This window comes from Brachybacterium sp. ACRRE, assembly GCF_022346485.1.
Taxonomy (GTDB): domain Bacteria; phylum Actinomycetota; class Actinomycetes; order Actinomycetales; family Dermabacteraceae; genus Brachybacterium; species Brachybacterium halotolerans.
Map to the genome: position 1 here is coordinate 1 of NZ_JAKRMO010000068.1, position 23,062 is coordinate 23,062.

A 23,062-nucleotide genomic window follows, 5' to 3' on the forward strand; every position below is an offset into this window, starting at 1 on the left:
TCCACGCTCCTGACCTGCTCTGATGCCTGGAATCTGAGGTGGATTCTAATTATTGGTAGCGGGATCTGGTGAGTCCCGCGCATGCCCGGTTCCCCCGTCGGAGGCCTCCGCGGGGCAGTGACCTGCGCTCTTGCTGAACGCGTTCCCAGGGTTCGACGGCCCCGCCAGGCACGGACACGCCCTGGAACGGCTCTGCCGCAGGGTTTCCCTCCACCCCGCTCCACGCTCCTGACCTGCTCTGATGCCGCGAATCTGAGGTCGATTCGACGAATGGGTAGCGGGAAGTGGTGAGTTGTGGGGTAAAGTGGGGCGTGCAGGAGGGAGATGGTGATCCCTCGTCGAGAAAGGGGGCGCGGATGTTCCTCGGAACCTTCACGCCCAAGCTCGACGACAAGGGCCGCCTGATCTTTCCCGCGAAGTTCCGGGACGAGCTCGCCTCGGGCCTGGTGATGACTCGGGGGCAGGAGCACTGCATCGCGGTGTACCCCCTGGCCGAGTTCCGCCAGAAGCTCGAGGAGGCCAGGCGGGCTCCGACCACGGATCAGCGCACGCGCGACTACCTGCGTGTGCTGCTCTCGGGGGCGGAGGACGTCATCCCGGACAAGCAGGGCCGCATCACGATCCCCGGCCAGCTGCGCACCTACGCGGGCCTGGACCGGGAATGCGCCGTGATCGGCGCTCTGGACCGTCTCGAGGTCTGGTCGCTCCCCGCGTGGGAGTCCTACCTCGAGCAGAAGGAGGAGGGCTTCGCCCAGACCGCCGAGTCGGTGGTCCCGGGCCTGTTCTGAGGGACTCCGTCCCGCGAGACCTCTCGTCGCTCCCGCCCCGACGCAACTTCCCCGGTGGCGGGTCGGGAGCGACGAGGAATCCCGCCGGACGGCACCACGAGCAGCACGCGATGCCGCACCACGACGATCGAGAAGCACGCATCACGCAGGAGAGGCGGTGGCATGGACGAGAACCAGCATCCGGTCCGGGCCCAGGACCGCCACGCTCCCGTCATGCTCCAGGCGTGCGTCGATCTCCTCTCTCCGGCTCTGGTCGAGCCGGGCTCCGTCTACGTGGACGCGACGCTCGGCATGGGCGGCCACGCCAGCGCCGTGCTCGCCGCCTGCCCGCACTCCCGCCTCATCGGCATCGACCGTGACACCGCAGCCCTCGAGCTCGCCCGCGAGCGCCTCGCGCAGGACGGGTTCGCCGACCGCATCGACCTCGTGCACGCCACCTACGACGCGATCCCCGAGGTCCTCGCCGAGCGCGAGGTCACCGCGTCGGCCGTGATGATGGACCTGGGGCTCTCCAGCTTCCAGATCGACACGTCCGAGCGCGGCTTCTCCTACGCGGCCGACGCGCCCCTGGACATGCGCATGGACCCCGCCTCGGGAGGCCCCACCGCGGCCGACCTGCTGCGCGACCTCGACGAGAAGGAGCTCGCCCGCATCCTGCGGGAGTACGGCGACGAGCGCTTCGCCCCGCGCATCGCCCGCCGCATCGTCTCCGAGCGCGCCGAGCACCCGCTCGAGCGCAGCGGAGAGCTCGTCGACCTCCTGGACCGCGCGATCCCCGCGGCCTCCCGCGCGCACGGCGGACACCCAGCCAAGCGCTCCTTCCAGGCCCTGCGGATCGCCGTGAACGACGAGCTCGCGATCCTCGCCCGCGCGATCGACGGGGCCCTCGACTCCGTCGGCGTCGGCGGCCGCGTGGTCGTCGAGTCCTACCACTCGGGCGAGGACCGGCTCGTGAAGTCGGCCCTGGCCCGTCGCACCCGCTCCTCGGCGCCTCCGGACCTGCCCTTCGAGCTCGAGGAGCACAAGCCCACCTTCGCCGCTCTCACCCGCGGCGCGCTCCAGGCCGACGAGGCCGAGCGCGAGTCCAATGCCCGCTCCGCCTCGGTGCGCCTGCGCGCCGCCGAGCGCCTCCGACCCGCACACTGACGAACGACCGACGAATCGGAACGCATCATGGCCATCAGCACCGCACCCCGCGTCGCACCCCGCCGCGCCGCGCGACCCGTCGCCCGCACCTCCGCCAGGCCCCGCCTCGCGGTGGTCGCCGCGCCGTCGACGCGCCGCAGCCCGCTCCCGTTCGCGATCCTGTGCACCCTGATCGCCGTGGTCACCCTCACCGCGGTGCTGTTCCTGAACATCCAGATGTCCGACACCAGCTACGAGATCACCCGCCTTCAGTCCACCTCGCAGAAGCTCACCGAGCAGTCCCAGGGGCTGCAGGAGCAGGAGGACGAGCTGAGCACTCCCCAGGAGCTCGGGAAGCGCGCAAAGGATCTGGGCATGGTCCAGGCCGGCGACCCGGGCTACATCGATCTGGGAAATGGCAAGGTCGTCGGCGAGGCGCAGACGGTCCAGGGCGCCTCCGGGGCAGAATCGTCCTCGATCCCCGCGGCCTCGATCTACGAGGACGCGGAGACGTACCACGGAATGGGCAACGAGGGGGACTGATCGATGGCCTCGAACTCCCGTGACCGAGGACGTTCGGGCTCCTCGTCCTCGCGCGCGTCGTCCGGATCGGCGCGCGGCGCGTCGTCGTCCCGACGCCGTCAGACCCGACCCGCGCATCCGGTGATCCCGGCCCCGCGCGTGGGCGAGCCGCTGATGCGCCGCCGCCTCATGCTCACGCTCATGGGGGCCGGTGCCGTCACGCTCGGAGGCCGCCTGGTCTGGGTGCAGGGGCTGGACGCGAGCGCGCGCGCCGCTGAGGCGGTCGACCAGCGCACCACCGATCGCACCATCACCGCCCTGCGCGGAGAGATCGTCGACCGCAACGGCGCCGTGCTCGCACGCAGCGTCGAGCGCTACGACCTCTGGGTGAACCAGCTGCAGGTCGGCGACTTCAAGCCCAAGGACAAGGATCTGGGCACCGGCGTGAAGGCCGCCGCCAAGGTGCTCTCCCCGCTGCTGGACGAGGACGTCGACGATCTCGAGAAGACGCTCACGGGGAAGCGCGGCTTCCTCTACCTGCGCAAGAACGTCGAGCCCGACGTGCGCGAAGCCGTCATCTCGCAGGAGATCCCCGGGATCGGATCGGACCGCGTCTCCGAGCGCATCTACCCGGCCGGGGAGATCGGCGCCAACGTCATCGGCTTCATGGGCGGCGACGGTGCGGCGCTCGCCGGCGCCGAGTACAAGTACGACAAGAACCTGCGCGGCAAGAACGGAAAGGTCCGCTACGAGCGCGGCGCCGGCGGCCAGGTCATCCCCACCGGCAAGCAGACCACCGTGGAGGCCGTCGACGGCGACGACCTCGTGCTCACGATCGACGAGAACCTGCAGTGGAAGTCCCAGCAGGTCGTCGCCGAGACCGTGAAGAAGTTCGGTGCCGACGCCGGCAGCGCCGTCATCTACAACGTGCGCACCGGCGAGCTGCTCGCCCTCGCGGACTACCCGACGTTCGACCCGAACAAGCCCGGCAAGACCGACCCCGAGTACCTGGGCAACCAGTCGCTGTCCAACGTCTTCGAGCCGGGCTCCACGGGCAAGCTCCTCACCGTGGCGTGCGCTCTCGAGCACAAGAAGGTCACGCCGTCCTCCCACTACACCGTGCCCTACACGATGGACTTCGACGGCAACCGCATCAAGGACTCCCACCCGCACGAGACCCAGCACCTCACCCTCGCGGGCGTGCTGAAGAACAGCTCGAACGTGGGCACCGTGCAGATCTCCAAGACCGTCTCCGACAAGCAGCGCTATGCGACGCTCAAGGCCTTCGGGATCGGCGAGAAGACCGGCATCGGCCTGCCCGGGGAGTCCGAGGGCATCCTGCACCCCGTGGCGGACTGGGCGGGTCGCCTGCGCTTCACGATCGCCTTCGGCCAGGGGTACTCCGTGACCCCCATCCAGATGACAGCCGCGATCGGCGCCTTCGGGAACGACGGTGTGCGCATGCAGCCCACGATCGTGGCGGGCACCCGCGACGAGAAGGGCACGCTGACCGCGGCCACCACCGCCAAGGGCGTGCGCGCCTGCTCGAGCGAGACCGCGCGGACCATCCGCAACCTCATGGACAACGACATCGACGACGACGCCGCGTCCAACGCGGCCGTCCCGAACTACGCGGTCGGCGGCAAGACCGGCACGGCGGAGAGCGGGGCCGGCTACACCGCGTCCTTCATCGGGATGGCGCCCATCGACGACCCGGAGATCGCCATCGGCGTGTTCGTGTACGGACTGAAGACCTTCATCTCGGGCAACACGGCGGCCGCCCCCGCGTTCTCCGAGCTCATGCAGTACACCCTCCAGACCCAGGGCATCGCGCCCACCGGCACGAAGGGCAAGACCCTGGAGGACGAGTGGTGAGCGGTCATCCCCGCGCGGTCCCGCCCCGTCCCCGTCTCGACGTGGACGCTGCAGACGCCTTCGCGGCCCCGCGGATCACGGCGGGGGAGCTCGCCCGTCTGCTCGGGGCGGAGGTGGTCGGCCCTGCGGACGACGCCATCGTGCTGACCGGCGCGACCCTCGACTCCCGCGCCGTCGAGCCCGGCGACCTCTACTGCGCCCTGCCCGGGGCCCGCACCCACGGCGCCCGCTTCGCCTCCCAGGCCGCGGCCTCGGGCGCGCTCGCGGCCCTCACCGATCCCGTCGGCGCCCAGGAGTGCGTGCGCGCGGGCCTGGTCGCCCTGGTCCTGGACGATCCCCGTGCGGCGACCGCGCGCGCCGCGGCCGCCGTCTACGGCGACCCCTCGCAGCGGCTCACGATGATCGGCGTCACCGGCACGAACGGCAAGACGTCCGTCGCCACGATGCTGCACCGCACCCTGCTCTCCCTGGGGGTGCCGGCCGGCGTCATCGGCACCAACGGCACCGAGTACCGCGACGGCGACGGGGAGGACGCCGTGGTCACCACCGTGCGCACCACCCCGGAGTCGCCGGACCTGCAGGGGATCCTCGCGCGCATGCTCCAGAGCGGCGTGCAGGTGTGCGTCATGGAGGTCTCGAGCCACGCGATGGTCCTGCACCGGGCCGACGAGATCGCCTTCGACGCCGTCGCCTTCACCAACCTCTCCCAGGACCACCTGGACTTCCATCCCACGATGGAGGACTACTTCCGCGCCAAGGCCTCCCTCTTCGCGCCCGCGCACGCGCGCGTCGGCGTGGTCTGCGTGGACGACGACTGGGGCATGCGGCTCGCCCGCGAGTCGCCCATCCCGGTCACGACCTTCACCACGGACCCGGCCCGCTCCGCGGACGTCGTGGTCGAGCAGGTCGAGCCCCATGCCTTCGGCAGCTCCCTGCGCGTGCGCGAGGCCGACGGCTCGACCCACGATCTGAACTCCCAGATCCCGGGCATGCCGTACGTCGCCAACACCGTCGCCGTCCTGCTCCTGCTCGAGGCCGTCGGCCGCAGCGGCCCCGAGGTGCGCGAGGCGATCTCGCGCTCCGGCCGCGTGCCCGGACGGATGGAGCTGGTCGCCGAGGAGCCCGTGCGCGGGGTCGTCGACTTCTCCCACACCGAGGACGCCCTCGCCAAGACCCTCGCCACCCTGCGCGCGGTGCCGGGCACCCGCCGGCTCCTCGCCGTGATCGGCGCGGGCGGCGACCGCGACGCCGGCAAGCGGCCCCACATGGGCGCCGTCGCCGCCGACCTCGCCGATGTCGTGATCATCACCGACGACAACCCCCGCAGCGAGGACCCTGCCTCGATCCGCGAGCAGGTGCGCGCCGGCATCCCCGCGGACACCTCCGCCGAGGTGCACGTCGTCGCCGGTCGCGAGCGCGCGATCGACCTCGCGTGCGAGCTGGCCGACGTGGGCGACACCATCCTGCTGGCCGGCAAGGGCGCGGAGACCGGTCAGACGATCGGCGATACAGTCCTTCCGTTCGATGATCGCGTGCAGCTGCGGCGACGACTCTCCGGGTCCGACGCCGCGCCCGTGGATCCGGACGACGCCCCGACCCGACCCCGAGAAGGACGCTGAATGCTCGCCATCACAGCCCAGGAGATCGCCGACCTCACCGGCGGTGAGCTGATCGGCGGCGCCACGGGCACCGAGCAGGTCACCGGCGAGGCGCGCATCGATTCCCGCGCCGTGCGCGAGGGCGACCTGTTCGCCGCCTTCCACGGCGAGAACGTCGACGGCCACCGCTTCGTCGGCTCCGCCCGCGACGCCGGCGCGGCTCTCGCCCTGGTCACCGACGCCGTCGACGTCCCCGCCGTGCGCGTGGCCGACGTCGTGACAGCCCTGTCCGACCTGGCCCGCGCCCAGCTCGCGAGCGCCCGCGCGCGCCGCGAGGACCTGCGCGTCGTCGCCCTCACCGGCAGCGCCGGCAAGACCGGCACCAAGGACCTGCTGGGCGCGCTGCTCCGGGAGATCGGGCCGACGGTCGCGCCCTCCGGCAGCCCCAACAACGAGCTCGGCCTGCCGCTCACGGTGCTGTCCCTGACCGAGGACACCCGCTTCCTCGTGCTGGAGATGGGCGCCCGCGGCATCGGCCACATCGCCCACCTCACCGCGATCGCCCCGCCCGACGTCTCCCTCGTGCTGAACGTCGGCAGCGCGCACCTCGGCGAGTTCGGATCGGTTGAGGCGATCGCGCAGGCCAAGGGCGAGATCGTCGAGGCCCTCCAGCCCACGGGCCGGGCGATCCTCAACGCCGACGACGCCCGCGTCGCACGCATGGCCTCGCGCACCTCCGCGCCGGTCACCACGTGGGGCGTGGCCTCCGGCGACGTGCGCGTCCAGGACCTCCGCCTCGATGAGCAGGCCCGCGCCCGCCTCACCCTCGCCGTCCCCGAGGGCCTCACCCGCCTGGACGGCAGCGCCATCCCCGCGGACACCCGCGAGATCACCCTCGACCTGCTCGGCGAGCACCAGGCCCTGAACGCCGTCGCCGCCGCGACCGCCGCCCTCGTGCTCGGCATGGACCTCGAGGACCTCGCGCGCCTCCTGCCGCGCCTGCACCTCAGCTCCGGCCAGAGGATGGAGGCCGTGCACGCCGCCGGGGACGTGCTCATCCTCAACGACGCCTACAACGCGAACCCCGACTCCATGCGCCAGGCCCTGAAGACCCTCGCGCACCTGGGCCGCACCCGGCGCACCATCGCCGTGCTCGGCGAGATGCTCGAGCTCGGCGAGGACTCCCTGCGCCTGCACGACGAGGTGGGCCGCCTCGCCGTCCGCCTCAACATCTCCCAGCTGATCGCCGTCGGCCCCGGGGCCCGGCTGATCCATCGGGGCGCCTGCCTCGAGGGCAGCTTCGGCGACGAGTCCGAGGAGGTCCCCGACCTCGACGCCGCCCTCGAGCGCCTCGTCGAGATCGTGGAGCCGGGCGACGTCATCCTGCTGAAGTCCTCGCGCGACGCCGGCCTGCGCACGCTCGCCCAGCCGCTGCGCGATGCCCTCGACGCGCGCGAGCGCGGCGGGGGAGACCCGGCCGCCGCGCCGAGCGGCGGATCCGCAGGCGCTCACGCCCCGGCGGCCCACGGCATGGCAGACTCGCAGGACACGGCGCCGGACCCGGCGACCACCGGGCCGACACCCACGACCGACGACCACGAGCCGGGAGACGCAGGAGGCGCACGCGCATGATCGCGATCATCATCGCCGGCGGCGCCGCGCTCGTCCTGGCGCTCATCGGCACCCCGCTGTACATCCGGGTGCTCGTCAAGCGCCATTACGGGCAGTTCATCCGCGACGACGGGCCGACCTCGCACTCCACCAAGCGCGGCACCCCCACCATGGGCGGCGTCGCGATCATCCTCTCGGTGCTGATCGGGTACGCGGTCGCCCACCTCATCACCCAGCAGCCGCCGTCGGCCTCGGGCCTGCTCGTGCTGTTCCTGATGACAGGACTGGGCGTCGTCGGCTTCCTCGACGACTTCATCAAGATCACCCGCCAGCGCAGCCTGGGCCTGAGGGCCTACCAGAAGCTCATCGGCCAGTTCGCCATCGCGACGGCCTTCGCCGTCATGGCCCTGCTGTTCCGCAACGACTCGGGCCATGCGCCCGCGTCCACGCGCCTCTCCTTCGTGCGCGACCTGCCCTGGCTCGACCTCGCCTTCGCCGGCACCACCATCGGCTTCGTGCTCTTCGCGATCTGGGCGAACTTCCTGGTCGCCGCCTGGTCCAACGGCGTGAACCTCACCGACGGGCTCGACGGCCTCGCCACCGGCGCCACCATCATCTTCGCGGGCGTCTACCTCGTGATCTCCTTCTGGCAGTGGCGCCAGACCTGCACGAGCGGGCACCTCCTGCTGGACTCCGCCCACTGCTACAGCGCGCGCGACCCGCTGGACACCGCGATCATCGCGGCCGCGATCGGCGGCGCGTGCATCGGCTTCCTCTGGTACAACACCTCGCCCGCGAAGATCTTCATGGGCGACACCGGCTCCCTCGCCCTGGGCGGCGCCCTCGCAGGCCTCACGATCGTCTCGCGCACCGAACTGCTGGGCGCGATCATCGGCGGCCTCTTCGTGATCATCTCGCTGTCGGTCATCATCCAGGTCACGAGCTTCAAGCTCACCCGCAAGCGCGTGTTCCGGATGGCCCCGCTCCAGCATCACTTCGAGCTCAAGGGCTGGAACGAGGTCACGATCGTGGTCCGCTTCTGGATCATCGCGGGCGTCCTCGGCGCGGCCGGACTGGGCCTGTTCTACCTCGACGCGCTCCCGGGGATCGCCTCGTGAGCTCGGACGGCACGCCGGTCGACGCGCGCCCCTGGCCGGGCCTGGACGTCGCCGGCCTCAGGATCCTCGTCGTCGGCTTCGGCGTCTCCGGGTACGCGGTCGCCGACCAGACCATGCAGCGCGGTGCGAGCGTGATCGTCGTCGACGCGGCGGACACCCCGCGCCACCGCGAGCGCGCCCGCATCCTCGAGGTCTTCGACGTCGAGGTGCGGCTGGGCGCCGAGCACACGCTCGCCCTCCCCGAGGACGCGGACGTAGACCTCGTGGTCACGTCCCCCGGATGGCGTCCCGACCAGCCCCTGCTTGCGCAGGCCGCCGCCGCGGGCATCCCGGTGTGGAGCGAGGTCGAGCTCGCCCGCCGCATGCAGGCGCCGGACGGCCCCGCCTGGCTGGGCGTCACCGGCACCAACGGCAAGACCACCGTCGTGACGATGCTCGAGACGATCCTGCGCGCCGACGGGCTGCGCGCCGTCGCCTGCGGGAACGTCGGCCTGCCCGTCATCGAGGCGGCCCTCGACCCCGAGGGGTTCGACGTCCTGGCCGTCGAGCTCTCGAGCTTCCAGCTGCACTGGACCCAGCACGTGGACTGCGAGGCCGCGGCCGTCCTCAACATCACCGAGGACCACCTCGACTGGCACGGCGGCCTCGAGGCCTACGCCCGCGCCAAGGGAAAGATCTTCGAGGGCGTCCGCGTGGCCTGCGTCTACAACACGGCCGACGCCCTCACCCGGAGGCTCGTCGAGGACGCCGACGTCGTCGAGGGCGCCCGTGCCGTGGGCGTGACCCTGGGCGCCCCCGGCCCGTCCGAGCTGGGCGTCGTCGACGACCTGCTCGTGGACCGCGCCTTCGTCGAGGACCGCCGCCGTCAGGCCGCCGAGCTCGGCTCCCTGGCCGACCTGGCGCACCTGGGCCCCCACGGCGCCCCGCCCCACGTCGTCTTCAACGCGCTCGCCGCCGCGGCCCTCGCCCGCGCACACGGCGTCACCCAGGCGGCCGTGCGCGAGGGGCTGCGCGCCTTCCGCTCCGGCAGCCATCGCAGCGAGATCGTCGCGGTCGCCCCCGGCATCGCCTTCGTCGACGACTCCAAGGCCACCAATCCCGACGCGGCCCGCGCCTCCCTGCTCGGCATGGAGCACGTGGTCTGGATCGCGGGCGGCGACACCAAGGGGGCCGACGTCGACACGCTGGTCGCCGAGGTGTCCGGACGCCTCCGCGGCGTCGTGCTGATCGGATCAGACGACACGCCCTTCCGCGAGGCGCTCGAGCGACACGCCCCAGCAATACCCCGCGTGCGCGTGCCCGCGGGTGACACTGAGGACCCCGAAGGACGTTCCCGACTGATGCGGGAGGCCGTCGACGCGGCGGCCGGACTGGCACGGGAGGGCGACGCGGTGCTCCTCGCACCCGCCGCGGCCTCGATCGACCAGTTCGCGGACTACGCCGAGCGCGGCGACCTCTTCGCCGCCGCCGCCCGCGCGGCCACCGGGACGCAGGACGCCGAGGACACGCAGGAGCCGGACGGACCGGAAGGACGCGCATGAGCCCCCAGCAGACGCCCCGTCGGGCCCCTGCTGTGGTGCGTCCGGACGAGGACCGCCCCCTGGGCGACGTCGGCGGGCGCGTGCGCAACGGCCTCGGCGACTGGGGACGCTCCCCGGTCCTGGACTTCTACGGCCTGATCTGCGTGGGCACGCTGCTCATCGGCACCGGCCTCGTGATGGTCCTCTCCAGCAGCTCCGTGGTGAGCATCGCCAAGGGCGACTCCCCGTTCGCGGGACTGCTCGCGCAGGGGAAGTTCGCACTGATCGGGCTCGTCGGCCTGCTCGTCGCCGCATTCCTGCCCCCGCGCATCTACGAGAAGCTCGCGTGGGTGCTGCTCGGGCTCGGCCTCGCCCTGCAGTGCCTCGTGCACGTGCCGGGCATCGGGGTCGCCGCCGGCGGCAACACGAACTGGATCCGCATCGCCGGCCAGACCCTGCAGCCCTCCGAGCTCCTCAAGCTCGCGCTCGCCGTCTGGCTCGGCGCGATCCTCACCCGCAAGCGCCCGCTGCTGCACCGCACGATGCATCTCGTGATCCCCGTGGTGCCGGTCATCGTGGTCGCCCTGGGCCTTGTGCTGCTGGGCCACGACCTGGGCACGATGATGATCATGGCGATGCTGGTCGCCGGCTCCCTCTGGATCGGCGGCGTGCCGCGGCGCTGGTTCGTGCTCGGCGGCGGCGTGGGCGTCGCCGCGATCCTCTTCTTCGCCCTGACCAACGCGAACCGCATGGCCCGCATCGGCAACTGGCTGCACGGCACCTGCGAGGGCGACTCCTGCCTGCAGTCTGACCAGGGCCTCATGGGCCTCGCCGAGGGCGGATGGTGGGGCGTCGGTCTGGGGCAGTCGCGCCAGAAGTGGGGGCGCCTGCCTGCCGCCCAGGACGACTACATCTTCGCGATCATCGGCGAGGAGCTCGGGCTGATCGGCACGCTCGGCGTGCTGCTGCTGTTCTCCGTGTTCGCGCTCATCCTCTTCCGGATGATCACCCGCGCCCGGGACCCGTTCATCCAGATCACCATCGGCGGCGTGGGCGCCTGGCTGCTCGGCCAGGCCTTCGTGAACATGATGGTCGTCACCGGCATGCTCCCCGTGCTCGGCGTGCCGCTGCCCTTCATCTCCTCCGGCGGCTCCGCCCTGGTCGCGTCCATGCTGGCCCTGGGCATGCTGCTGTCCTTCGCCCGCCACGAGCCCGGCGCCCAGGAGGCCCTCACCGCCCGCATGGGCACCGTGCGCAGCGCTCTCGCCGTGATCCCCGCGAGCCGCGGGGGAGAGGGGACGCGACGTCGCCGCCGCGGTCGCCGCGGGGCGAAGCCGGCAGGCGGAGCGTCGTCGCGGAAGACGAAGGCGACGGCAGGAACCGCGAAGGCGTCCACCACGCGCGCAGCCGCCTCCGGCGGGCGCGCCCGCACCGCGGCCCCGTGCTCCCGCTCCCGCGGCGCCGGGACCCGCAGCTCCGGGACCCGCACCACAGGGTCCCGCGGCGCCGGATCCCGCAGCTCGGGCACCGCGCGACGTACCCGTGCCCGCTCGTCGGCCCGATCGGCCGAGCCCACTGCCCGCCCCGACACCGAGGGATACGCCCGCTGATGAACGCACCGACCGTCCTGCTGGCCGGAGGCGGCACCGCAGGCCACGTCTCACCGCTTCTCGCCACCGCCGCGAAGATCCGCGAGCTCGACCCCGAGGCCGAGGTGCTCGCCCTCGGCACGGCGGACGGCCTGGAGGCCGACCTCGTCCCGGCCGCGGGCCTCGAGCTCGTCACCATCGAGAAGGTCCCCTTCCCGCGTCGTCCCAACGGCGCTGCGCTGCGCTTCCCGGCCCGCTTCGGCGGCAGCCTGCGCGAGGTGCGCGCACTCATGAAGGACCGCGGCGTCGGCGCTGTCTGCGGCTTCGGCGGCTACGTGTGCCCGCCCGCCTATCTCGCCTCCGCCTCCGCGCGCATCCCTCGCCTCATCCATGAGGCGAATCGTCGGCCCGGCCTCGCCAACCGCCTCGGCGCCCGTGGTGCGGCGGCCGTGCTCACGGCCTTCGAGCACACCCCGTTGCCCGGTGCCCGCCGCATCGGGATGCCCATGCGCGAGGGCATCGCGGCCCTCGACCGCGCCGCCCGCCGCACCGACGCCGTGCGCTCCTTCGGACTGGACCCGGAGCGCCCCGTGCTGCTGGTCACCGGGGGGTCCCTGGGCGCCCAGCACCTCAACGAGGTCGTCGTGCACAGCGCGGAGACGGTGCTCGCGCACGGCGGCCAGATCCTCCACGTCACCGGCCGCGGGAAGACCGAGGTCGGAGCCGCCCTCGCGGACCGCGACGGCTACCAGCTGGTCGAGTACGTGAGCGCCATGGAGGACGCCTACGCCGCCGCCGACCTCGCCGTCACCCGCTCCGGGGCCGGCACCGTCAGCGAGCTCACGGCCGTCGGCCTGCCCGCGGTGTTCGTGCCCCTGCCGGTCGGCAACGGGGAGCAGGCGCTGAACGGCCAGGAGGTCGTGAGCGCCGGCGGCGCCCTCATGATCTCCGACGCCGACCTCGACGAGCAGGTCATGACCGGCACGATCCTGCCGCTGCTGAGCGACCCCGAGCGCCTGCGGGCGATGTCCGAGGCCTCCCGCGCCTTCGGCATCACCGACGCCGCCGAGCGCCTCGCCGGTCTCGTCCTCGCCGCCGCCCACCGCGGCTGATCCCAGCGCTGCTCACCCCACCGGGGCCGGCCCCGGCGCTGCTGGTCCCAGAGCAGTTCACCCCACTGCGGGCGGCCCCTCCGCGAGCCGGCCGCGGTGTCCCGTCGCGGGATCCTGTCCGGCTCTCCCCGGGCACGTGACCGACGACGCGCGGAGAGCCTCCGGGAGGCTCCGAGGAGCGCCGGTTACCGTGGGCGCATGACCCCGCGCGCTGCCTCCGACGACCTTCCCGCCCTGCCCGACGGGGTGCGCACGATGCTCCGTCCCGGAGACGTGGTCACCGACTCCGCATGGCCCCAGGGCCCCGTGCGCTCGCTCCATGTGGTGCGCATCGGCGGTGCGGGCATGTCCGCCGTCGCGCGGCTCGCCCTCGAGGCGGGGCTCGCCGTGAGCGGATCGGACTCGCAGGACGGCCAGTTCATCGGTCCGCTGCGCGCGGCGGGCGCCCGCATCGGGATCGGCTTCGACGCGGGCCTGCTGGCCGACGACGTCGATCTCGTCGTCGTCTCCACCGCCGTGCGCGCCGACAACGTCGAGGTGATCGCCGCTCGCGAGCGCGGCATCCCCGTCATCCATCGCGCCGCGGCCCTCGCCGGGCTGCTGCAGGATCGCCGACTGCTCGCGGTCGCCGGCACCCACGGCAAGACGTCGACGACCGCCATGGCCGTGCTCGCGCTGCGCGGCACGGACGCGGACCCGGCCTGGGCCCTCGGCGCCGCCGTCCCGGACCTGGGCCGCAATGCCGGACTGCGCGAGGACGCGGACTCCGAGCGGCCGACGGATGAGGCCGGTCCGGACGCTGCGCTCGCGGTGATCGAGGCCGACGAGTCCGACGGCTCCTTCCTCGCCTTCGCCCCCTCCGCGCTCGTGGTCACCAACCTCGAGGCCGACCATCTGGACTTCCACGGCGACGAGGCGACCCTCGTGGCCGCCTTCGACGCCCTCGTCGACCGCCTCGTCCCGGGCGGCACGCTCGTGGTCTGCGCCGACGACGCGGGTGCCGCGGCGCTGGGGGAGCGGTCCGCCGCGCGAGGCGTCGACGTCCAGACCTACGGACGCGCCTCCGGTGCCGACTGGCGTCTGCTCGAGGAGACGCCCGAGGCCACCGGCACCCACGCCCGGGTCGCAGGCCCTGTCGGCGAGATCGAGCTGGACCTGCACGTCACCGGGCACCACAACGTGCTGAACGCCATGGGCGCTCTGGCCGGGTCGCTCGCCCTGCTGGCCGTGGACGGACACGAGACCGCCGACGTCGCCGATCCCGCGGGTATCTCCGCCTCGACGCCGGACCCCGCGGCGATCGCGCGCGCCCTGGCGACGGGCGTCGGCCCCTTCACGGGCGCCTCCCGCCGCTTCGACCTGCGCGGAGTGGTCCGCGGGGTGCCCGTGTTCGACGACTACGCGCACCACCCGCGCGAGGTCGAGGCGACGATCGCCGCCGCCCGGGGCATCGTCGGCCCCACCGGGCGCGTGCTCGTCGCCTTCCAGCCCCATCTCTACTCGCGCACGCGCGCGTTCGCGGAGGACTTCGCCCGCGCCCTCGGCGGGGCCGACGAGACCTGGGTGATGCCCGTCTACGGCGCCCGGGAGGATCCCGACCCGGCCGTCGACGCGCGCACCATCACCGATCGCGCCGAGCCGGGCGCCGTGCTGCACGCGCTCACCGATCGCGCCGAGGTCGCACCCTCCCTCGCGGCCGCCGCCGAGGACGGCGACATCGTCCTCATGCTCGGCGCGGGGGACATCGTCGAGGCGACCCCGGGGGTGCTCGCAGCGCTCGGCGGTGAGCTGTCCTGATGGCGCGCCGTCCCACCCCTCCGCGGCCTCGCCCCGGAGCCCCGGAGCCCCGCCCGTCGGCCGACGAGCGTGCCGCGGCCCCTCGCCGTCAGGCACCCGCGCAGCGCGAGACCCCTGCGCAGCGCCAGACCTCGGCGCAGCGCGCGGCGCCCGCGCAGCGGCAGGCGCCCGCGTCCCGGAAGAGCGCCGCGCAGCGTCAGGGGGCCGCGGCGCAGAAGCGCCCCGCCCAGCGTCCGGGCTCCGCGGCGCAGAAGAGCTCCGCGCAGCGCACCGCGGCCTCCGGGTCCGCGTCGACCCCGGCTGCGCAGGGGCGCACGGGCGCCGACGCGTCGCACGAGGAGACGACGGGCCGGGGTCGCGTCGTCCAGGCCGCCGACCGCTTCGGCGGGATGCTGCGGGCGCGCCCCTGGCGGCGCCGTCGCCGCGCGATCATCCTCGGCACCGCCGGCACGGTCCTCGCCCTGATCGTCCTGCTGGTCGTCGCGATCACGATCCCCCCGCTGCGCGTGCACGAGGTGACGGTGAGCGGCGCAGGCTACGTGGACGCGTCCGCGGTCACCGACGCCGCGGCTCCGCAGGAGGACCACAGCATGCTGCTCGTGCGTTCGGGCGCCGTGGAGAAGGAGGTCGAGAAGGTGCCCGGGGTGAAGACGGCACAGGTCTCCAAGAAGTGGCCGAGCACGCTCAAGGTCGAGGTCACCGAGCGCACGCCGCTGGCGACCCTCAAGGACTCCGACGGCTCCACGCACATCCTCGATGCGGACGGCGTCGAGCTCCCCGAGGCCGCGGGCAAGGACAAGGAGCTCGTCCCGCTGACGATCGGCGGGAAGGGCGGCGACACCGACGCGATCTCCGGATCCATGCTCTCCGTCCTCGCGGCCCTGCCGGAGTCGATGCGCAGCACCGTCACCGGGATCACCGCGTCCTCCACGAACGACGTGACGCTCACGGTGAAGAGCGACTCCGGGACGAAGACCATCGTGTGGGGCAACGCGCAGGACAGCGAGCTGAAGGCGAAGGTCGCCACGACCCTGCTCACGCAGCCGGGCAGCGAGATCGACGTCACCAGCCCGGTCGCCCCCGTCACCCGCTGAGGCGGCGGGAGCGCCCCACGTGCGGAGCCGGGAGCGCCCCGTCCGCGGAGGCGGGGTCGCACCGCCCGCGGAGGCGGGAGGTCCCCGGCCTTCCCACCGACGCTCCTGCGATCCGGCCCTCGGCGCCCCCTTCGACGACGTACCCGCACAGATCGACGCAACACGCCGCGACACGCGCAGGTCGGTCGTTGCGCCGATCAGACCTCGTCCATAGCGTCGAGACAAGGGATGAGAGCGGAGAAGTCCCAACCTCAACTCGAGGTCGAGGGTCAGGGTTCGCGGACCTCGCCCCTCTCTCATCAGCACGAGTACGACAAGAGCAAGGACCTGAACGTGGCCGGATCCCAGAACTATCTCGCTGTCATCAAGGTCGTCGGCATCGGCGGCGGCGGTGTCAACGCCGTCAACCGCATGATCGAGTCCGGCCTCAAGGGCGTCGAGTTCATCGCGATCAACACCGACGCCCAGGCGCTGCTCATGTCGGATGCCGACGTGAAGCTCGACGTGGGCAAGGAGATCACCCGCGGCCTCGGCGCCGGCGCCGATCCCGAGGTAGGCCGCAAGGCCGCCGAGGACCACGGCGAGGAGATCGAGGAGGTCCTGCGCGGGGCCGACATGGTCTTCGTGACCGCCGGCGAGGGCGGCGGCACCGGCACGGGCGGCGCGCCCGTCGTCGCCAAGATCGCCCGCAGCCTCGGCGCTCTGACCATCGGCGTGGTCACCCGCCCCTTCACCTTCGAGGGCCGTCGCCGCTCGAGCCAGGCCGAGTCCGGCATCGAGGCGCTGCAGTCCGAGGTCGACACCCTCATCGTCATCCCCAACGACCGCCTGCTCTCGATCGCCGACAAGCAGGTCTCGATGCTCGACGCGTTCAAGAGCGCGGACCAGGTCCTGCTGTCCGGCGTCCAGGGCATCACCGACCTCATCACCACGCCGGGCCTGATCAACCTCGACTTCGCCGACGTGAAGTCCGTCATGCAGGGAGCCGGCAGCGCCCTCATGGGCATCGGCTCCTCCCGCGGGGACGATCGCGCCCTGCAGGCCGCCGAGCTCGCGGTCTCCAGTCCTCTGCTGGAGGCCTCGATCGACGGCGCCTACGGCGTGCTGCTCTCGATCCAGGGCGGCAGCGACCTGGGCCTGTACGAGGTCTCGGAGGCCGCCCGCCTGGTGCAGGAGGCCGCGCACCCGGACGCGAACATCATCTTCGGCTCCGTCATCGACGACGCCCTGGGCGATGAGGTCCGCGTGACCGTCATCGCCGCCGGCTTCGAGGGCGGCGGGCCCACCCCGCGCACCGACTCCTCGAGCGCCGTGCGCTCGGGCGGATCGGACCGCGGGGATCGCGGCCTGGCCGCGGGCGGATCGGACCGCGCCTCCCGCCAGGAGGGCGCCGCCCGCGCCTTCGGTGCGAGCCGTCCCTCGCCGTCGGCCCCGGCCCGCCCCGAGCCGCGCCCGGTGCGCTCGGCCGACTCCGCGTCGACCGCGACCAGCGGCGGCTGGGGCGCTCCCCAGCAGAGCTTCACGCCGTCGCAGCAGGCGCCGGCCGCCGAGCCCGCCGCGGCCGATCCGGCCGACGTCGAGGAGGAGGCGCCCCAGCAGGCGCAGCCCGTCCAGCCGGCGCCCGTCCAGCCGCAGTCCTCCCCGGTGCGCCCGCCGCGCGTCGAGGAGCCCCCGGCCGACGACGACGACCTGGACCTGCCCTCGTTCCTCAAGTGAGCGATCGGCAGCAGTGAACGACCAGCGGCCCACTGCCGTCACCGGTGCTCGGGCCCCGCGGCTCCGCGGGGCCCGAGCCCTGTTCACGACCCGTCTCGGTGGGGTCTCCGAGCCTCCCTTCGACGGTCTGAACCTTGCCCACCACGTGGGCGACGCCCCGGAGGCCGTGACGCGGAACCGCGAGCTGATCGCCGAGCGCATCGGCGCGCCCCTCGTCTTCGTCGAGCAGGTCCACTCCGACCGCGTGCACGTGCTGCGGGCCTCGGAAGCGGCCGCGGGAGAAGCGGCAGCCGCGGGAGATGCGGCGGATGCGTCGGAGGCGGGGGAGCGGCAGGTGGTGACCGCGGACGCGCTGGTCACCGACCGAGGGGACGTGGCCCTGGCGATCATGGTCGCCGACTGCCTCCCGGTGCTGCTCAGCGACGCCGAGGCGGGCGTCGTGGCGGCGGCGCACGCGGGCCGCGCCGGTCTGCTCGGCGGAGTGCTCGAGCGCACGCTCGAAGAGATGCGGGCGCTCGGCGCCCGCCCCGAGCACATGCAGGCGGCCATCGGACCCGGCATCTGCGGGTCCTGTTACGAGGTGCCCGAGGAGATGCGCGCACGGGCCTCCGCGGACCTTCCCGCCGTCCGGGCGACCACGCGTCAGGGCACCCCCGCCCTCGACCTGCGCGCCGGAGCGCGCGCGATCCTCGAGGGAGCGGGGCTGGAGCCGTCGGCCGTCGACGACGATCACCCGTGCACCCTCGAGACCGACGCCCTGTTCTCCTACCGCCGCGCGCAGCGCACGGGCCGGTTCGCCGGAGTCATCCGGCGCGACTGATCCGCCGCGACCGCAGGTGATGCGACACGCCGGGCGACGACACGCCGTCCACGTCCGTCGGAGCGTCCCGACCCTCCGGTAGGTTCTTGACCGGGACTCCCGCGCACTCCCCGTGCTTCCCCGGAGTCCCACCAACCGCAGCGGACGAACGAATGCACAGGGAGAGCACCATGGGAGCCTGGCACAACGCGATGGTCGCTCTCGGCCTCGCCAACGAGGTCGACGAGGACTACTACGAGGACGAGCAGCCGCGCCGCGACGAGGTGGCGCCCGTGCGCCGCACCGAGCGCGCGCCGGAGCCGGCCCACGAGCGGGAGGCGCAGGTGACCCCGATCCGTCAGCGCCAGAGCAGCGTGGTGGCCGTCAGCCACCCGTCGGAGGACACGATGCAGCGCATCACCACCATTCACCCGCGCTCGTACAACGACGCCAAGGCGATCGGCGAGTCCTTCCGGGACGGCGTGCCGGTGATCGTGAACCTGAGCGACATGCAGGACGGCGACGCCAAGCGCATGGTCGACTTCTGCGCCGGCCTGGTCTTCGGGCTGCGCGGCAGCATCGAGCGCATCACCGGGAAGGTGTTCCTGCTCTCCCCGGAGTTCGTCGAGGTGGACGGCGAGTCCACCACGGACGAGGGCAGCTTCTACAACCAGAGCTGAGCGCGCAGTGCAGCTGATCGCCTCGATCCTCTACCTCGCGCTGCTGCTGTACACGCTGGTCCTGCTGGCACGTCTCGTGCTCGACTGGATCCGCTCGTACGCGCGCGACTTCCGGCCCCGCGGCATCGTGCTGCTGCTGTTCGAGATCGTCTTCACGCTCACGGATCCTCCTGTGCGCGCTCTGCGCCGGGTGATCCCGCCCCTGCGGCTGGGAAGCTTCTCGCTCGACCTCAGCCTGCTCATCCTGCTGCTGGTGTGCTCCCTGCTGATGCGCGTGCTCTGGGGCATCGCGATCTGAGGACTGCGCCGACGCCCGCGCACCGAGCCGACGCCCGCGCACCGACGGGTCGAGAGGCTCCGCCCGTGGACGTGGCGCCTGCCACGGCGGCGGGGTTCACGACCTGGCCGTGGCACCGCGCGCGATCCGCTACGCTGTGCAGTGCGACGCTGAGCGGCGCGTTGACCACACGACGTACGAGAAGGTGACCCATGGCTCTGATGCCCGAGGACCTGGAGAACAAGCGGTTCACCCCGGTTCGGTTCTCCGAAGGCTACGACATGGACGAGGTCGACAATTACCTCGACCTCGAGGTGCTTCCGCGCCTGCAGGAGCTCATCGACGAGAACGCCCGGCTGACCAAGGAGCTCGAGGAGGCGCACAACCGCGTCGCCGAGCTCGAGAGCTCCGCGCAGGACGGCTCCGCCGCCGCGGCCGCCGCTCCGGCCGAGTCGGCCGAGGACGCGACCTCCGAGACCGCTGCGGTCAGCGAGAGCACCGCGGCCCCCGAGGCCGCGACCGTCGAGACCGGTGGCGCCGAGGCGGACACCGCCGCCGTCGCCGATGCGCAGTCCACGCAGGACGCCGCGGCCGCCGTCGCCGAGACGCCCGACCAGTCGGCCGCCGGCATCATCGCCCTCGCCAACCGCCTGCACGACGAGCACGTGCGCAACGGCGAGGCCGAGCGCGACCGCCTCATCTCCGAGGCGAACGACGAGCACCAGCGGATCGTCGGCGAGGCCGAGGAGAAGTCGCGCACCACGCTCGACGACCTCGAGACCAAGAAGGCCGATCTCGAGAAGAAGATCGAGAAGCTGCGCACCTTCGAGCGCGACTACCGCAACCGTCTGCGCAACTACCTGGAGAACCAGCTCAGCGAGCTCGAGACGAGCGAGACCCAGGACAAGCACGCGAACTTCGGCCTGTGAGCCGCAGATCCACCGAGTCGGCGGCCGCCGGACCTGACGGGTCCGGCGGCCGCCGCCGTTCGACGGTCTCCGGCGAGGTCGGGGGCAGCGGGCTGCGGGGCATCACCCGCACGACCACCCTGATCGTCGTCGTGGTGGTCGCCGCGGTCATCCTGATCCTCGACCAGGTCACCAAGCACTGGGCGGAGGCGCACCTCGCACCGCTCACCCCGCAGCCGCTGCTCGGCGAGATCCTGCAGCTGAACCTGCTGTACAACTCGGGCGCGGCCTGGGGGATGGGCTCGGGCATCACTCCCGTGGTGACGATCGTCCAGATCGTGATCGCCGTCGCCGTGGTGGTGTTCGCCCTGCGCTCGGTGCGCTCGCGTCCCTACGCGATCGCCCTCGGCCTCGTGCTCGGCGGAGCGCTCGGGAACATCCACGACCGGCTGCTGCGGGCCCCCGGCCCCTTCACCGGCTGGGTCGTCGACTTCCTGCAGCTGCCGCACTGGCCGATCTTCAACGTCGCCGACATAGGCGTGACCGGCGGCGCCCTGCTCGTCGTGCTGCTGGGACTGATCGGCCGCCCCGCGAACCCGTCGGCCGCCGAGAACGCGGCCGGGCCCGACGGCCCGGCCGCACCCGCCGACCAGACCTCCCAGGAGCCGCCGCGATGAGCGAGGAGCGCACCGTCCCCGTCCCCGACGGTCTCGCGGGTGAGCGCGTGGACGTCGGCATCGCCCGTCTGTTCGGACTCTCGCGCACGCGCGCCGCGGACCTCGTGATGGCCGGCGAGGTCGAGGTGGACGGCGCGATGCCTGCGCGCTCGACCCGCCTGGAGCCCGGCGCGATGCTCACCGTGCGCATCCCGCAGGAGGCTCCGCCTCTCGAGGTGCGCCCGAGCATCGTCGAGGGCATGGGGCTGGTGCACCAGGACGACGACATCGTGGTGATCGACAAGCCCGTGGGCGTGGCCGCCCACCCCAGCGCGGGCTGGAGCGGGCCGACGGTCCTCGGGCACCTCGCCGGCGCGGGCGTCAGCATCGTGACCTCGGGCGACCCCGAGCGTCGCGGCATCGTCTCCCGCCTGGACGTGGGCACGAGCGGCCTCATGGTCGTCGCCCGCACCGAACGCGCCTACACCGTGCTCAAGGACGCCTTCCGCGCCCGCGAGGTCTCCAAGACCTACCACGCGCTGTGCCAGGGGCGGCCAATGCCGCCGCAGGGCACGATCGACTCTCCCATCGGGCGCTCGCCGAACCATCACTACAAGTTCGCCGTGCTGCGCGACGGCAAGCCCTCGGTCACGCACTACGACGTGATGGAGGAGCTGCCCGGCGCGGCGCTCTGCGAGGTGCGCCTCGAGACCGGGCGCACCCACCAGATCCGCGTGCACTTCTCCGCCATGCGCCACCCGCTGGTCGGGGACCCCCTGTACGGCTCGGACCCGACGCTCGCGGCGCGCATCGGCCTCGAGCGGCAATGGCTGCACGCCATGGAGCTCTCCTTCGTGCACCCCGTGACCCGCGAGCAGGTCACCTTCACCTCGCGCTATCCCGCCGACCTCCAGCACGCGCTGGACGCCCTGCGCGAGGGCGCCTGAGCCTCTCGCGCCCGTCGTCGATGCGCGTCGCGCCCGCGGTCGGGGCGCCTGTGAGCACCGACTCTGCCGGAGCGTATCGATGACGGGCGCGCACCCGCGGGGCCTGTACGGTCGAGGCATGAGCGAGGAGCGACCCGACCCTGACGCGGGCACATCCCTGATCCCTCCCCATGAGCGCGCGCTCGCGAGGCCCGGCTTCCCCGTCGGCCGCGTGGCCCGGCTGCTCGGGCTGGATCCTGCCGATGCCGAAGTGGTCCTCCACGACGAGGAGCGCATGCACCAGGCCATCTCCGAGGCCGGCCGCGCCTTCCTCGAGGCCGACGACGACCGGCGCGCGGGCCGCATGCCGCGCTCGGCGATCGCCATGGACCCCGAGTTCCCCACGGGCACGGGCATGGCGCTGCTCGGCGCGGCCGCGCTCTGGGAGCAGCGCGAGGACGTGCCCAGGATCGCCCTGCGCGTGGCCAAGGACCTCTACGAGAACCGCGAGGACGATCTGGCCGCGAGCTTCCTGGGCCTCGTCCAGGAGTCCGTGGATCCCGGCGGCGACGAGGCCTCGGCCTGGGCCGCCCAGTCCCTGCTGATGCAGGTCATGCAGCGCTCGGGCGATCCCGCGAAGGCCGACGAGATCGCCCGCGACCTCGCCGCGCACTCCATCCCCCTGGACCTCTGGCGCGACGACGATCCCACCCTGCCCGACGACTCGATGGCCTGGCACGGCGGCGCCTTCGTGGGCGGCATCCCTCCCCGCCGCGACGAGCGCCACCTCAGCTACGAGGACGTCCACGACTACCTCGACCAGCTGCTCACCGGCATGCGTCGCGAGCAGGAGGCCGAGGAGGACGGGACCGCTGAGCAGAGCGGGACGGATGAGGAGGGCGGGGCGGCTGGAGACGACGGGAGCGCGGGCAGGCCGTCCGACGGGTGAGCCCGGCGGGTGGGTCGACGGGGACACCCGACGCCGGTGCCGACGTCGACGCCGGTGCCCGGGCCGACGGCTCCGCCCGGCGAGCGGACCGTCGGACGCGCCCGAGTTGTCGCGCACCGGCGCCGGTGCGACCTCTCTGGCGTATATGGCAGAGAGGTCCGATATACGCCGGTCGGTGACAGCGGGACCGGTGGTCCGCGGCTCGTACCGCCGGCCGTTGTCGGTGCCCGATGACACGTGGCCGGTGACCCGTGTCCCGTGCCCGGTGACACGTGGCCGGTGACCGGTGACCGGTGACTGGTGACCGGTGGGCCGGGGTCGGAGACAGGGCACAGGACACAGGGGACAGGCAGGGCCCCGGAGCGTCGACCGCCCCTCAGAGCGTCGACCGCGCCCCCCCCC

The 23,062-nt window shown here is 72.9% G+C and carries 20 protein-coding genes; all 20 read left to right on the forward strand.

Translation table 11 applies throughout. The features are described 5' to 3' along the window. The first annotated feature begins 356 nt into the window (after positions 1–356). The 20 genes from mraZ (at position 357) to MHY49_RS16210 (ending at position 22,660) form a co-directional block, all read left to right on the forward strand. Positions 357–788: a division/cell wall cluster transcriptional repressor MraZ gene (mraZ, locus tag MHY49_RS16115; RefSeq protein WP_200501128.1), complete on the forward strand. Its 432-nt coding sequence runs from the start codon at positions 357–359 to the stop codon at positions 786–788. A 162-nt stretch (positions 789–950) separates the two neighbouring features. Next, complete coding sequence (rsmH, locus tag MHY49_RS16120) at positions 951–1,934, forward strand: 16S rRNA (cytosine(1402)-N(4))-methyltransferase RsmH (protein ID WP_239205808.1); 984 nt, start codon at positions 951–953, stop codon at positions 1,932–1,934. 27 nt (positions 1,935–1,961) lie between these two features. Then, positions 1,962–2,456 carry a hypothetical protein gene (locus tag MHY49_RS16125; protein ID WP_239205810.1) on the forward strand — a complete coding sequence of 165 codons (495 nt, stop codon included), beginning with the start codon at positions 1,962–1,964 and terminating at the stop codon, positions 2,454–2,456. A 120-nt stretch (positions 2,457–2,576) separates the two neighbouring features. Beyond that, the gene (locus MHY49_RS16130) at positions 2,577–4,310 is read left to right on the forward strand and encodes a penicillin-binding protein 2 (RefSeq protein ID WP_239205812.1); all 1,734 of its coding nucleotides are present in this window, start codon (positions 2,577–2,579) and stop codon (positions 4,308–4,310) included. After that, positions 4,307–5,929 carry a UDP-N-acetylmuramoyl-L-alanyl-D-glutamate--2,6-diaminopimelate ligase gene (locus tag MHY49_RS16135; RefSeq protein WP_239205814.1) on the forward strand — a complete coding sequence of 541 codons (1,623 nt, stop codon included), beginning with the start codon at positions 4,307–4,309 and terminating at the stop codon, positions 5,927–5,929. The genes MHY49_RS16130 and MHY49_RS16135 overlap by 4 nt, the downstream gene beginning before the upstream one ends. Continuing rightward, the gene (gene murF, locus MHY49_RS16140) at positions 5,930–7,540 is read left to right on the forward strand and encodes a UDP-N-acetylmuramoyl-tripeptide--D-alanyl-D-alanine ligase (RefSeq protein ID WP_239205816.1); all 1,611 of its coding nucleotides are present in this window, start codon (positions 5,930–5,932) and stop codon (positions 7,538–7,540) included. Continuing rightward, the gene (mraY, locus tag MHY49_RS16145) at positions 7,537–8,637 is read left to right on the forward strand and encodes a phospho-N-acetylmuramoyl-pentapeptide-transferase (RefSeq protein WP_200501122.1); all 1,101 of its coding nucleotides are present in this window, start codon (positions 7,537–7,539) and stop codon (positions 8,635–8,637) included. Before murF ends, mraY begins: the two co-directional genes overlap by 4 nt. After that, entirely contained in the window at positions 8,634–10,178 is a 1,545-nt protein-coding gene (murD, locus tag MHY49_RS16150) for a UDP-N-acetylmuramoyl-L-alanine--D-glutamate ligase (RefSeq protein ID WP_239205818.1), read from the forward strand. Before mraY ends, murD begins: the two co-directional genes overlap by 4 nt. Then, positions 10,175–11,767, forward strand: a complete 1,593-nt coding sequence (ftsW, locus tag MHY49_RS16155; protein ID WP_239205820.1) for a putative lipid II flippase FtsW — start codon at positions 10,175–10,177, stop codon at positions 11,765–11,767. The genes murD and ftsW overlap by 4 nt, the downstream gene beginning before the upstream one ends. Next, a complete protein-coding gene (murG, locus tag MHY49_RS16160) occupies positions 11,767–12,858 on the forward strand; it encodes an undecaprenyldiphospho-muramoylpentapeptide beta-N-acetylglucosaminyltransferase (protein ID WP_239205822.1) in 1,092 nt (363 codons plus the stop codon). The genes ftsW and murG overlap by 1 nt, the downstream gene beginning before the upstream one ends. A 198-nt stretch (positions 12,859–13,056) precedes the next feature. Beyond that, positions 13,057–14,655, forward strand: coding sequence for a UDP-N-acetylmuramate--L-alanine ligase (gene murC / locus MHY49_RS16165; RefSeq protein ID WP_239205824.1), 1,599 nt, complete (start codon positions 13,057–13,059; stop codon positions 14,653–14,655). Further along, a complete protein-coding gene (locus MHY49_RS16170; RefSeq protein WP_239205826.1) occupies positions 14,655–15,749 on the forward strand; it encodes a cell division protein FtsQ/DivIB in 1,095 nt (364 codons plus the stop codon). The genes murC and MHY49_RS16170 overlap by 1 nt, the downstream gene beginning before the upstream one ends. A 333-nt stretch (positions 15,750–16,082) precedes the next feature. Further along, positions 16,083–17,465, forward strand: a complete 1,383-nt coding sequence (ftsZ, locus tag MHY49_RS16175) for a cell division protein FtsZ (protein WP_200501274.1) — start codon at positions 16,083–16,085, stop codon at positions 17,463–17,465. A gap of 13 nt (positions 17,466–17,478) precedes the next feature. Continuing rightward, positions 17,479–18,285 (forward strand): peptidoglycan editing factor PgeF, encoded by an 807-nt coding sequence (gene pgeF, locus MHY49_RS16180; RefSeq protein ID WP_239205828.1) that lies wholly within the window; start codon positions 17,479–17,481, stop codon positions 18,283–18,285. 170 nt (positions 18,286–18,455) lie between these two features. Beyond that, positions 18,456–18,944 carry a cell division protein SepF gene (locus MHY49_RS16185; RefSeq protein WP_200501115.1) on the forward strand — a complete coding sequence of 163 codons (489 nt, stop codon included), beginning with the start codon at positions 18,456–18,458 and terminating at the stop codon, positions 18,942–18,944. Between the two features lie 7 nt (positions 18,945–18,951). Then, a complete protein-coding gene (locus tag MHY49_RS16190) occupies positions 18,952–19,242 on the forward strand; it encodes a YggT family protein (protein WP_200501114.1) in 291 nt (96 codons plus the stop codon). A 191-nt stretch (positions 19,243–19,433) separates the two neighbouring features. Beyond that, positions 19,434–20,150 (forward strand): DivIVA domain-containing protein, encoded by a 717-nt coding sequence (locus MHY49_RS16195; protein WP_239205830.1) that lies wholly within the window; start codon positions 19,434–19,436, stop codon positions 20,148–20,150. Continuing rightward, complete coding sequence (gene lspA / locus MHY49_RS16200) at positions 20,147–20,806, forward strand: signal peptidase II (protein ID WP_239205832.1); 660 nt, start codon at positions 20,147–20,149, stop codon at positions 20,804–20,806. The genes MHY49_RS16195 and lspA overlap by 4 nt, the downstream gene beginning before the upstream one ends. Beyond that, on the forward strand, positions 20,803–21,732 hold the full coding sequence (locus MHY49_RS16205) for an RluA family pseudouridine synthase (RefSeq protein WP_239205834.1): 930 nt from the start codon (positions 20,803–20,805) through the stop codon (positions 21,730–21,732). Before lspA ends, MHY49_RS16205 begins: the two co-directional genes overlap by 4 nt. 118 nt (positions 21,733–21,850) lie before the next feature. Continuing rightward, positions 21,851–22,660: a hypothetical protein gene (locus MHY49_RS16210; protein ID WP_239205836.1), complete on the forward strand. Its 810-nt coding sequence runs from the start codon at positions 21,851–21,853 to the stop codon at positions 22,658–22,660. The last annotated feature ends 402 nt before the right edge of the window (positions 22,661–23,062 follow it).

Coding starts and splice junctions, on each gene's coding strand:
- MHY49_RS16125 (WP_239205810.1), top strand. CDS start 1,962: ATGGCCATCAGCACCGCACCCCGCGTCGCACCCCGCCGCGCCGCGCGA.
- murC (WP_239205824.1), top strand. CDS start 13,057: ATGACCCCGCGCGCTGCCTCCGACGACCTTCCCGCCCTGCCCGACGGG.
- mraY (WP_200501122.1), top strand. CDS start 7,537: ATGATCGCGATCATCATCGCCGGCGGCGCCGCGCTCGTCCTGGCGCTC.
- ftsW (WP_239205820.1), top strand. CDS start 10,175: ATGAGCCCCCAGCAGACGCCCCGTCGGGCCCCTGCTGTGGTGCGTCCG.
- MHY49_RS16170 (WP_239205826.1), top strand. CDS start 14,655: ATGGCGCGCCGTCCCACCCCTCCGCGGCCTCGCCCCGGAGCCCCGGAG.
- rsmH (WP_239205808.1), top strand. CDS start 951: ATGGACGAGAACCAGCATCCGGTCCGGGCCCAGGACCGCCACGCTCCC.
- murG (WP_239205822.1), top strand. CDS start 11,767: ATGAACGCACCGACCGTCCTGCTGGCCGGAGGCGGCACCGCAGGCCAC.
- MHY49_RS16205 (WP_239205834.1), top strand. CDS start 20,803: ATGAGCGAGGAGCGCACCGTCCCCGTCCCCGACGGTCTCGCGGGTGAG.
- murF (WP_239205816.1), top strand. CDS start 5,930: ATGCTCGCCATCACAGCCCAGGAGATCGCCGACCTCACCGGCGGTGAG.
- mraZ (WP_200501128.1), top strand. CDS start 357: ATGTTCCTCGGAACCTTCACGCCCAAGCTCGACGACAAGGGCCGCCTG.
- MHY49_RS16210 (WP_239205836.1), top strand. CDS start 21,851: ATGAGCGAGGAGCGACCCGACCCTGACGCGGGCACATCCCTGATCCCT.
- MHY49_RS16195 (WP_239205830.1), top strand. CDS start 19,434: ATGGCTCTGATGCCCGAGGACCTGGAGAACAAGCGGTTCACCCCGGTT.
- MHY49_RS16185 (WP_200501115.1), top strand. CDS start 18,456: ATGGGAGCCTGGCACAACGCGATGGTCGCTCTCGGCCTCGCCAACGAG.